Origin of the sequence: Cupriavidus consociatus (genome assembly GCF_017814975.1) — a bacterium.
Classification (GTDB): Bacteria; Pseudomonadota; Gammaproteobacteria; order Burkholderiales; family Burkholderiaceae; genus Cupriavidus; species Cupriavidus consociatus.
Genome location: NZ_JAGIQA010000138.1, coordinates 1 through 1014 on the forward strand (window position 1 = coordinate 1; position 1014 = coordinate 1014).

The following is a 1014-nucleotide window of genomic DNA, read 5'->3' on the forward strand; positions in this document are numbered from 1 at the left end:
GTGTTCATCGCGGTGGCCGCGGTAGCGGAGCCGGCCGCGTTCGGCATCACGCCGGCAGGCTCGCACCTGATCCCGCTGGGCAACCGGATCGAGCTGTTCATCGGCTGCTTCGTCGGCGCCATCACCTTCTCCGGTTCGGTGATCGCCTTCGGCAAGCTCGCCGGGCGCTACAAGTTCCGCCTGTTCCAGGGCGCGCCGGTGGTGTTCGCCGGCCAGCACTGGCTGAACCTGCTGCTGGCGGTGGCGATGGTCGGTTTCGGCGTGATCTTCTTCATGTCGCAGGACTGGCTGCCGTTCCTGATCATGCTGGCGATCGCCTTCGTGCTGGGCGTGCTGATCATCATCCCGATCGGCGGCGCCGACATGCCGGTGGTGGTGTCGATGCTGAACTCGTACTCGGGCTGGGCGGCGGCGGGTATCGGCTTCTCGCTGAACAACCCGATGCTGATCATTGCCGGCTCGCTGGTGGGGTCAAGCGGTGCCATCCTCTCGTACATCATGTGCCGCGCGATGAACCGCTCGTTCTTCAACGTGATCCTGGGCGGCTTCGGCGGCGATGCGTCGGCAGGCGCGGCCGCCGGCGCGCAGGCGCAGCGCAATGTGAAGTCCGGTTCCGCCGACGATGCCGCCTTCCTGATGGGCAACGCCGAAACCGTGATCATCGTGCCGGGCTACGGCCTGGCTGTGGCGCGCGCGCAGCACGCCCTGAAGGAACTGACCGAAAAGCTGGCCGAGAAGGGCGTGACCGTGAAGTACGCGATCCACCCGGTGGCGGGCCGCATGCCGGGCCACATGAACGTGCTGCTGGCCGAGGCCGAAGTGCCGTACGACCAGGTCTTCGAGATGGAAGACATCAACAGCGAGTTCGGCCAGGCCGACGTGGTGCTGGTGCTGGGCGCCAACGACGTGGTCAACCCCGCGGCCAAGACCGATCCCAAGTCGCCGATCGCCGGGATGCCGATCCTGGAGGCGTACAAGGCCAAGACCATCATCGTCAACAAGCGCTCGATGGCA

Annotated in this window: 1 protein-coding gene; it reads left to right on the plus strand. The window is 66.3% G+C overall.

The genetic code is table 11. The features are described from left to right. Window positions 1–1014: NAD(P)(+) transhydrogenase (Re/Si-specific) subunit beta (locus J8I82_RS37770; RefSeq protein WP_209765729.1), on the plus strand; the 1014-nt coding region annotated here is incomplete at both ends.